Annotated in this window: 9 protein-coding genes and 2 tRNA genes; 7 read left to right on the forward strand and 4 right to left on the reverse strand. The window is 33.4% G+C overall.

The genetic code is table 11. The annotated features are described in order from the left end of the window. Positions 1-242 precede the first annotated feature (242 nt). Entirely contained in the window at positions 243-1,136 is an 894-nt protein-coding gene (locus tag E7276_RS14890; RefSeq protein ID WP_294219335.1) for a hypothetical protein, read from the reverse strand. Between the two features lie 158 nt (positions 1,137-1,294). On the opposite strand from E7276_RS14890, the gene E7276_RS14895 reads away from it, so the two are divergent. From E7276_RS14895 to E7276_RS14920, 6 genes are all read left to right on the forward strand, one after another. Next, positions 1,295-1,456: a hypothetical protein gene (locus E7276_RS14895; protein WP_294219336.1), complete on the forward strand. Its 162-nt coding sequence runs from the start codon at positions 1,295-1,297 to the stop codon at positions 1,454-1,456. A 453-nt stretch (positions 1,457-1,909) separates the two neighbouring features. Beyond that, positions 1,910-2,239, forward strand: a complete 330-nt coding sequence (locus tag E7276_RS14900; RefSeq protein WP_294219338.1) for a hypothetical protein — start codon at positions 1,910-1,912, stop codon at positions 2,237-2,239. A gap of 142 nt (positions 2,240-2,381) precedes the next feature. Beyond that, positions 2,382-2,696, forward strand: coding sequence for a hypothetical protein (locus E7276_RS14905; RefSeq protein ID WP_294219341.1), 315 nt, complete (start codon positions 2,382-2,384; stop codon positions 2,694-2,696). A 110-nt stretch (positions 2,697-2,806) separates the two neighbouring features. Then, positions 2,807-3,796 carry a viral replication protein gene (locus tag E7276_RS14910; RefSeq protein WP_294219343.1) on the forward strand — a complete coding sequence of 330 codons (990 nt, stop codon included), beginning with the start codon at positions 2,807-2,809 and terminating at the stop codon, positions 3,794-3,796. Further along, positions 3,750-5,042: an FtsK/SpoIIIE domain-containing protein gene (locus E7276_RS14915; protein WP_294219344.1), complete on the forward strand. Its 1,293-nt coding sequence runs from the start codon at positions 3,750-3,752 to the stop codon at positions 5,040-5,042. The genes E7276_RS14910 and E7276_RS14915 overlap by 47 nt, the downstream gene beginning before the upstream one ends. 136 nt (positions 5,043-5,178) lie before the next feature. Next, entirely contained in the window at positions 5,179-6,477 is a 1,299-nt protein-coding gene (locus E7276_RS14920) for a tyrosine-type recombinase/integrase (protein ID WP_294219346.1), read from the forward strand. Here E7276_RS14920 and E7276_RS14925 read toward each other — a convergent pair. From E7276_RS14925 to E7276_RS14935, 3 genes are all read right to left on the reverse strand, one after another. After that, positions 6,478-6,562: transfer RNA gene (locus E7276_RS14925), tRNA-Leu, on the reverse strand. Positions 6,563-6,755: 193 nt separating this feature from the next. Continuing rightward, positions 6,756-7,628 (reverse strand): GDSL-type esterase/lipase family protein, encoded by an 873-nt coding sequence (locus E7276_RS14930; protein ID WP_294219349.1) that lies wholly within the window; start codon positions 7,626-7,628, stop codon positions 6,756-6,758. Between the two features lie 14 nt (positions 7,629-7,642). Further along, positions 7,643-9,007 carry an MBOAT family O-acyltransferase gene (locus tag E7276_RS14935; protein ID WP_294219351.1) on the reverse strand — a complete coding sequence of 455 codons (1,365 nt, stop codon included), beginning with the start codon at positions 9,005-9,007 and terminating at the stop codon, positions 7,643-7,645. Positions 9,008-9,266: 259 nt separating this feature from the next. On the opposite strand from E7276_RS14935, the gene E7276_RS14940 reads away from it, so the two are divergent. After that, positions 9,267-9,351, forward strand: a tRNA-Leu gene (locus E7276_RS14940). Positions 9,352-9,460 lie beyond the last annotated feature (109 nt).

The following is a 9,460-nucleotide window of genomic DNA, read 5'->3' on the forward strand; positions in this document are numbered from 1 at the left end:
CCTTATTATAAAAAAATAAGTGCAGAAGTTAGAGTTAATTACTCTCTAACTACTACACTTTTATGGTACTAAAAAGAGTCCAGCAAAAGCTGAACTCTTTTTCATTTCCTTTTGATGCGGAAGGCGGGACTTGAATAGGTTTCCACCTTTAAAAAATACTATAGAATAAGGCATCTACATAATCGGTTAATCATAAAGAGCCAGTTACGGAACGTCAATATGAGTTTAAAAAAATAAACTAGTTATCTCGATATGAATGATACTACATAACCGCTAATATCCAAACCGTATTTTTTTGAAAAGATAAATCTATAATATGCATGTTCAGTAGATGAAGGTCCACATTCAAGTTTTCCTTTGCGTGTGTATATTTCATTTTTATATTCAAATGTTAATTCAGCATTCGAGTCACTAGTTATTTCGATATTTGTAATTTTAACCGGACTACTCTTTGTACCAGGACTATCTACTGTTATTCCTATTAATGCATCCGGATTTAGGTCAAGCGAATAATCAATTTTTGTAACATCTTCGTTGCTAATTAGACATCCATTTGAATATTTAAAAGTTTCCTCAAAGGTATTATAACCTTTTCCGTACTCAGCTTCATAAAACATGTTGTATGTAATAGTTACTTCTTGATTTTTTGTGTTTGTCTCAGATGATAATACTTCATAATCACAAACTGCATCATCATTTCTATGTAATTTTCTAAACCAATATATTGGTTCACTTGCATCGTAAATTAAATCTTCAGCAACTTTATTTGCGAGATTTCCAGTTAAAAGCCATTCTTCGTTATTAGTATGAATAGAATTTATTTGCCATCCCTGTTCATATTTGACATAGGATAATTCTAAATCTGTATTAAGAGTTTCAGAACTACTTTTAAGAGTAGCGTGGACATCATAATAACGTCTTTTTCCTTCTTTTAAACTGCGTTTTATTTCAAAACTAGTTATTGTATCAAAATCACGTTCCATACAAAAATCAGAGTTTAGAATATCTTCACGTATAGCTTTTTCTGATGGTTTAGAATTAAAAATCATAAATAAACATATTAGTAAAACTACTAATATTATCGTTCCAATAATTATTTTTTTCCTTATTGAACCTTTCATATTGAGACTTTTCATTTTGTCATTCCTCCGAAGTATAAAATTTATTGCCTAACACAATATACTTTAATAATTTGCAATACACAAGAGTTTTATATTATAAATATCATATATTTCTAATATATATTCCGTGTTAATAACAGCATAAAATAGTTGTAAATACAGGAGACAACAATATGTTAGAGATAAAGAAAGAATACACTTCATATACAAATAAAACTTTTAGACTTCCAGATGAGATAATCGAGCGTTTAGAATCTGAAGCTAAGGATAATAATACATCATTAAACAAGGTTGTTATTCAATGTCTCGAGTTTGCTATACAAAATTTAAAATAAACTATTGTTTTAAACTTTACTTCTGATATAATCACATTATCAAATAGTTGAACGAACTATAGAATCTCAATCAAACAGGGTTATTCTGCCCATTTTTTCACTTTTTGGAGATACAATTTAATACTACTTTATTTTATGGTATTGCTATCCTACGTTTATTAATTATTAACTGCATGTATTTCATAAGGAGGTGGATGCCTATGATAAATTCTTTGTTATGTGCTATTAAAATAGCATTTTACTCATTACAACAATTTATTATCAATTTAGCAATACCATCAATTTTTTCGATTTTCCGTGCCGGAAATAACTTATTCCGAGCGTGAATATCAAAAACATAAAAAGGAGATACAAAATAAGGGGAAAGACTTTAATTTATATAGAACTAATTATCGAAATGAACTTTCATATATTTCGAGAGTTCTTTTAACTCAAAAATATGGACGTAAACATATGAACCTATTTTTAAAAGATTTTTCTTTTTATTGGCATGAATCGGTTGATTATGTTTATAGCCTACTAAAAGGAGATAAAAATCATCTATCGCTATACTACGCAGTGATAATTGCTATAGGTATTCTTGATGATTACTACGATGCTCTGTTATTAATTGAAGCAGCTGGTTTTCCATTTAACAATTTAGAATATAACATTCTAAAAGAATTTTTAGGGAAAGTATATAGCATAGATAATCTTAATAAAATGAGTATAAGAGAAAGAGTATCATTAAAAGAAACTTTGTTATGTAAACAAAAACAAAAAGAATTAAACGCTCTATTTTGAGATACAGGACACCTATGGGTGTCCTTTTTTCGTAAATGTAAATACCTAATAATAGGTACATACATTTATTAAATTAATTGTTAGCATCAATAACAGTTCAAGTCGACATGAACCAACAAATAACGAAGGAGACATTAAAATAATGCAAATTACAAATTTAAAACTTAACGCAAATTGTTTAGGCAAAAAAATGTTACTTGTTGATGTAGTGCCTTGCTACATCTATACAAACGGTCAGCGAACTAATGAGATTGAAGGTTATAGATATATAGTTGCTCTTCCTGATGTTGGATTTGACAAACTAGGTGTAAAAATTGAAGGTCAGCAACTCATAGAAAAGCCAGAATCATATGTTGATGTTTCTTTTGAAGGGTTACAGGTATTCATATATTGGAGAGCAGGAACATATGATGTTGGGGCATCTGCATCTGGTATAAAGGTAAAGGAACGCTCATAAAGTTGGCTAGCGTTGAAGTCCTCGAGGACTTCAACCTGCCCAACATGCCAAAGGGTAGTATTACCCTTTGGCATCTATGTAGCATGTAGCAAAGTACGAAAGGAGGACATATGATAGAGAGTTCACAAAGTCGAAAATATTTACTTACAATCAATAATCCTCAAGAACAAGGCATTACACATGAATTCATCAATGCTAAATGTATTGATTTAATTCCTGATTATTATTGTTTAAGTGATGAAATAGCACTAACAGGAACGATGCATACCCATATATTTTTATATAGACAATCTCCTATTAGATTCGGAACTATCAAAAATAAATTTCCAACGGCGCACATAGATAAAGCTTACGGTACGTGCATGGAAAATAAGGAGTATGTTGCCAAAACTGGAAAATGGAAAAATACAACAAAGGCTGATACTTCAATAGAGGGAACATTCGAAGAATACGGTGTTATTCCTTCTGAGAGAGCTGAAAAAGCTCCGCTAATGACACAGCTATTAGAATCAATTGAAAATGGGGATTCTACGGCAGAAATTATAAAGAATAATCCTAAATTCGGATTTAAAGTAAAAGATATTGATGTACTTAGGGAAACAATTCTCTCAGAAAAATTTTCTAAAGAAAATAGAAAAATAACCGTTACGTATATTTATGGTGATACCGGAACGGGAAAGACTCATTCTATATACGGGAAATACAATCCACGCGACATTTGCAGATTAACTTCTTACAAAGGCGATAAAGTTATTTTTGATGCCTATCACGGCCAGGATGTAATGGTATTTGAAGAATTTCATTCTCAAATACCATTACCAGATATGTTGAGTTATTTGGATAAATATCCATTAATGCTACCTGCTCGATATAGTGATCGTGTAGCTTGCTACACTCACGTTTATATTCTCTCAAATATACCTTTGATAGAACAATATCACTATGAGTATTTACATGATAGAAAAACATGGGAAGCTTTTCTTCGTAGAATTGATGTAATAATTCATCAAATTTCACCATCACATCAGGTTCTTATTAACAAGGAAATATATAATGATTCCACAGGATACAACAAACAGAATCCATGGCATTCTTGTTAGAATAAAAGGATTTATTTTAGCTACTAGTCGTAATAATCGAATACTAAAAAGGCTTGCAATTGTTAATTTTGTATACATTGTAATAGTGTTTTTAATGTATCAATCAGCGGATATATCTACAGGTTTTGAAGCCTTTAGCATTAAAGTAAGAATATTCTTATTTTGGCTATTAGGAATGACTCTTATCATCTTTATTGTGGGAAATGGTATATCAGAAATGATTTATAGAAAAGGATTCGAGAAAATAGGATTTAAAAACAGCGTAGATTCTTATCCAATACTAATAGACAAATATTTAGTTAGCGAATTAATGATTCTTACCTTTGATAGCTCTGGTATTGCTTACGATGCTTGGGAAGATAATCTTCTGAAAATAGAAAATGTTCTTAATATAACTATATCAGAAATAAAAACAGGTAATAGGGATGATGAAATAATTGTTAAGGCATACTCTGGAAAATATGATTGGAATGAGTCTATTCGTTGGTCAGGTAATTATTTATTGGATGGATGCAATTTACTTATAGGACAATCTGTTGGAGGAAATATCATTCTAAATTTAGATACATACGCCCATGTTTTAATTGGTGGCATGACTGGCTCGGGAAAAACAATCTTATTGAAACAACTTCTTTTACAGTGTATTGCTAAAGGGTATCAAGTATATATCGCTGATTTTAAACTTGGCGTGGATTATACACAGACATGGAAAGAAAAATGCACCTTTATGACCAAAAGAATGGCTGTTATAAGTAATCTGCGAATTATAGTTAATGAACTTGATAACCGATTAACATTATTTGCTGAGCATGGTTGTAAAGATATAGATTCATTTAATTCAATAATTGATGGAGAACTCGAACGAATTATATTCTCCTGCGACGAACTGACAGAGCTTCTTGATACAACAGGAATGGACAAAGAGGAAAAAACACAAATAAAAGAAATTGAAAGTCATATATCAAAAATAGCCAGACTGGGTCGTGCTGTCGGAATCCATCTTATTCTATCAACACAACGACCAGATGCTGATATTTTAAATGGTCAAATAAAAAGTAATATGACTTACAGACTTTGTGGTAGAGCTAACGAAGTTCTTTCAAGAATTATTCTAGACTCAACTGATGCATCAAAACTTATACCAAAAGACGCAAAGGGTGTTTTCATAAATCAAGATGGTATAAGAATTAAGGGCTTTGATATTAAAAATGAGGATTTGGGAAAATCATTAAGCAAAACGTTTTAATTTGTAACTAACGGGGAGCTAGTCTCCCCTTTTAATCTACATTGATATGGAATTGAAAAACAAATCGCCAGTCATAGACATGAATGGTATAATACGAACAATCGAATATGTAGATGCCGATGAGGTAATTAAACTTATGACTAAAATCGATTACGTGAATCAGCATCACAAAAATGCTATTAGCCATCATGTTGCTACTAACGGGGACCCGTTGGATTACTATTATACAAGGTTACCTGATGGCAAAAAGCGATTGAAGGGAGTGACTAAAGAGATACTGATAGATAAGCTCTATAATTATTATTTCAACGGAACTATAGATTATTCTTTTAGAGCGATATTCTTATCAGCCTTAGATGAAAAAGTAAGAACAGAAGCACCAAAAGAAAAAACAATCAGAGATTACAACACCTCTTATAAAAGATTTATAACCGATGAATTTGGCTCTATGGATATAAGAAAAATAACACCATCTATGGTAAAAGAATATATCCAAACAACAACGTCCGAATTGAGACCTACTAAGAAAAGCTTTTACAGATTTAAAGGCGTTTTAAATCTAGCATTTGATTATGCTGTTGACCCTGAAAGACAATATATTTCCACAAATCCTGTTCCTAAAAAGAATCGAGCATTCAATAAGAATTGTGTTGATAATCCTCGTAACCCAGAGGACAAAGCATTTCAACCTTTTGAGATTGAACTTATCAAGAAAACTCTATGGGAACGTGTAGAAAGATTAAAATATGATGTCAACGGCTATGCGATTCTTTTTGCAATTGAGACTGGTGTACGTGAAGGAGAAATACCTTCCCTTAAATGGTCTGATATTTACTACGATAGGGTACATATTCATTCACAGCAAAATGATGAATTGAGAGATGGTAAAAAAGTATATTACTATAATCCAACTACCAAGAATGAAAAAGGTATAAGCCAAAATGGTAGATATATACCACTTAGCCAAAATATCAAAGAAATTCTTACCGAACTGAAAGAAAAACAAAACAAGCTTGGAATAAAAACAGAGTGGGTTTTTGCTCGTGAAAACGGCGAATGGACTACAACAGTTGCTTATTCTGAATCTCTTTACAAATTATGTAAAGGCGATAAGTCAAGAGGTACAACTGGTCTAGGTTTACGCTTGAGTAATAATCACGCTTTTAGAATGGCATTGAATTCTTATGTGTTTATTCCAATGGGGTTACCTGCAACTGAGCGTGCAAGATTGTTAGGACATTCTGTAGATACGAATTTGAAATATTATTCATTTGCTAGAGCGGATGACTACTTAGATGATATTAGACAGAAATGGGATAGTTTTAACGGAACTAGTCAACGGAACCAAGCGGAATCAAAGAATCTAATAGATTTTACAAAAGAAAAAAGCTCAAGAATACAAGATTCTCAAGCTTTTCTCAAAAATTTCATTTAATGCGGAAGGCGGGACTTGAACCCGCACGCTCGCAATGAGCACAAGATCCTTAGTCTTGCTCGTCTGCCAGTTCCGACACTTCCGCAAATTGCATATGATTTTGTGTAACAAAATCATCTTGCCACGAACCGCTCTTTGCCGAAGGCAATCTCTAATGCGGTTCTTCCTTGTGTCTAACGACAAGAAGTATAATAGCAAAGGAACCGCCATACGTCAACGGTTTTGGGTAAATTAAAGTGACGCACTTTAGCTCGATAAATCAGAAAGTTCTGACACCTTTACTCATCCGTTAAAATGCCATGACTAAGCAAATATTCATGCCAAGGTTCGTAGTTGGCACCCTTTAAATGAATGCCGTCGGAGGTCCATTCTGAATTAAGGTTACCTTCCTCATCATCAACAGCTTCGTTGATATTTATGTAGAAAACATTCTGACCATCAGCCAATTCTTTTATAGCAGCATTTCTAATGTTGATATTAGTGTTGTTGTAAAGAGCATCGTTCTCATTTTTCTCGCCGCTAACATGCATAATACTATTTATAAATATGACAGCGTTTGGCTGGGCCTGTCTAAGCATGTTTATAACTTCTTGGTAAGCATCCTTGAAATAGTTCTCATCTCCTGTTCCAAGCTCATTAATTCCCACCATAATATAAATCTTCGAGAATTGTTGTCCTTCTAATGCCTGCCAAAGAGTAATTTTGCTACCATCCTCTGTTTTGATCCAAGCCTTTTCTTTTATGTCATAAATAGTCAAGGATTTCTTGGCATAAAATGTAGCTCTATCGTCCAACTCCTGACAATACTCAGACAATCCAACCATTCTAGAATCGCCAATAAACAAAGCGTCATCAAAATATGAATCATCTACAGTTGTATATTGTCTCGTTTTTACAACTGGTACCTTTTGTGCTGTCTGCTCGTTCTTTGGTACCTTTGGCACACTAACAGCCACCTGCACTGGCTTTTCCTGGGACCATGGATATACAGCATCTGCCACTCCGTTGAACACCTCTGTAAGTACAGGCGCATCCAGATAAGCTTGTTTATACCTAGCATAAATCCCGTCTCTAAAGACGAATCCCAGCACAGAGAAACCAATGCTACTTATTACTAATAATATTAAAAGTAGAAAACCTTTTACTTTCATACACTTCCCTATAGTTAAAATCTAAGATACATAAATGGATTACCTGAAGAATTTGCCAAGCTAAAAATGGTAACCCAAAACATTACAAACAAAATCAATGTTATTAGAATGCTATCCTTGTGCTTCTTGTAAATAGAAGAAACAAATGGCAACGCGAAAAATAGTGCCAGCCCCAGATATACTCCATAATTTATAAATGCTTTAATATAATCTGATGAATTGACTGCTATGCTCACATCTACCACTGGGAACATTCTAAGAAGATAAATCCTAAGGTTCTTTAATGATGAAATTGCAAATACAACCCATGTGATAGGAATAATAAACAATACATTAAATCGTCCAATTATTTTATAGGCCAAAGACCATTTCATAAGTACAAATTTTTCAATTAAAATTACTATGCAGAGAACACCTGCCCAGATTAGGAAATTAAGGGTAAAGCCATGCCAAAGGCCTGTACATAACCAGACCATCATAATGTTAAAAGCGGTGCGCCAACTGCCCTTTCGATTGCCTCCCAATAGGAAATACACATAGTCTCTGAACCACAATCCTAATGTGCTATGCCATCTTCTGTAGAACTCCGAGATGGAGCCTGAAAAATATGGTTGATCGAAGTTGCTAATAAATGGAAAACCAAGCATGATTCCCACACCAGCTGCCATAAGAGAATATCCCCAAAAATCAAAATACAATTCCAGAGAATAGGAATAAGCTCCCAGCCATGCCAATGGAGTGGAAATACTCTCATACCCAATTGTTTTGATGTCATTCCACAAAATAGCCAAATGATCAGCTAATATGATTTTCATAAATAGCCCTGCAACGAAAAGTTTTAGTCCTTCTTCTATCTTTGTAAGAACGGAATAAACTCTCTGGGAAAGCTTTTCAGAAGATTTGGTCCATACAGTATTTGCAGTCAAATAATCATATCGAGCAATAGGTCCTGCAATAATTTGTGGAAACATCAGACAATAGTTTGTTAAATTGCAAAAGGAAACCTTCTCAATCTTGCCTTTAAATAAATCTATCTGGTAAGAAATGAGCTTGAATACAAAATAGCTCATGCCAAGGGGTATGACAATTCCAAGCTTTAGCAGTCCACTTGTCTTAAAAAATACCATCCCACTGAGGTCTATAACTATTATTAGAAATAATAGCCATTTCCACTTTTTCCTAGCATTAACCTTGGCAATACACCAGTTAAAAATGGTCATAGCAAAAATGGCGACAATAAGCCTAGGCTCATTAAGATAGTAAAAGCCCAAGCTGCCTGCTAGCAGTGTCCATGGGCGAAATTTTGAAGGTGTCAAATAATATATAATCAAAAAGATTGGTAACAATCTAAAAATAAAGTTCAAATCAGAAAAGGTCATGTTTTATCTCCCTAATTTCATCTTATTTTAGTATAACCTATCTGCTTTATTTTTGCTTTATTTTTAGTGGATTTTAGAATGGCAAAAAAATGTGGAAAAAATAATGGAAAAATTCTGATTTGACTATTGACTCAGGGACGGTCCTTTGATAATATACTCTTTGTCGTCAGGACACAAGGAAGAACCGCATTAGAGATTGCCTTCGGCAAAGAGCGGTTCGTGGCAAGATGATTTTGTTGCACAAAATCACATGCAATTCGCGGAAGTGTCGGAACTGGCAGACGAGCAAGACTAAGGATCTTGTGCTCATTGCGAGCGTGCGGGTTCAAGTCCCGCCTTCCGCATCTTTTAAAAGAGAGCAACCAAGTAATTGGTTGCTCTTTTAGTACCATAAAAGTGTAGTAGTTAGAGAGTAATTAACTCTAACTTCTGCACTTATTTTTTTATAATAAG

Source organism: Pseudobutyrivibrio sp. (genome assembly GCF_015057185.1).
Lineage (GTDB): Bacteria > Bacillota > Clostridia > Lachnospirales > Lachnospiraceae > Pseudobutyrivibrio.

Excerpts from the sequence above, each read along its gene's own strand:
- E7276_RS14905 (WP_294219341.1), top strand. The coding sequence starts at position 2,382 with ATGCAAATTACAAATTTAAAACTTAACGCAAATTGTTTAGGCAAAAAA.
- E7276_RS14935 (WP_294219351.1), bottom strand. The coding sequence starts at position 9,007 with ATGACCTTTTCTGATTTGAACTTTATTTTTAGATTGTTACCAATCTTT.
- E7276_RS14930 (WP_294219349.1), bottom strand. The coding sequence starts at position 7,628 with ATGAAAGTAAAAGGTTTTCTACTTTTAATATTATTAGTAATAAGTAGC.
- E7276_RS14900 (WP_294219338.1), top strand. The coding sequence starts at position 1,910 with ATGAACCTATTTTTAAAAGATTTTTCTTTTTATTGGCATGAATCGGTT.
- E7276_RS14910 (WP_294219343.1), top strand. The coding sequence starts at position 2,807 with ATGATAGAGAGTTCACAAAGTCGAAAATATTTACTTACAATCAATAAT.
- E7276_RS14915 (WP_294219344.1), top strand. The coding sequence starts at position 3,750 with ATGATTCCACAGGATACAACAAACAGAATCCATGGCATTCTTGTTAGA.
- E7276_RS14920 (WP_294219346.1), top strand. The coding sequence starts at position 5,179 with ATGACTAAAATCGATTACGTGAATCAGCATCACAAAAATGCTATTAGC.
- E7276_RS14895 (WP_294219336.1), top strand. The coding sequence starts at position 1,295 with ATGTTAGAGATAAAGAAAGAATACACTTCATATACAAATAAAACTTTT.
- E7276_RS14890 (WP_294219335.1), bottom strand. The coding sequence starts at position 1,136 with ATGAAAAGTCTCAATATGAAAGGTTCAATAAGGAAAAAAATAATTATT.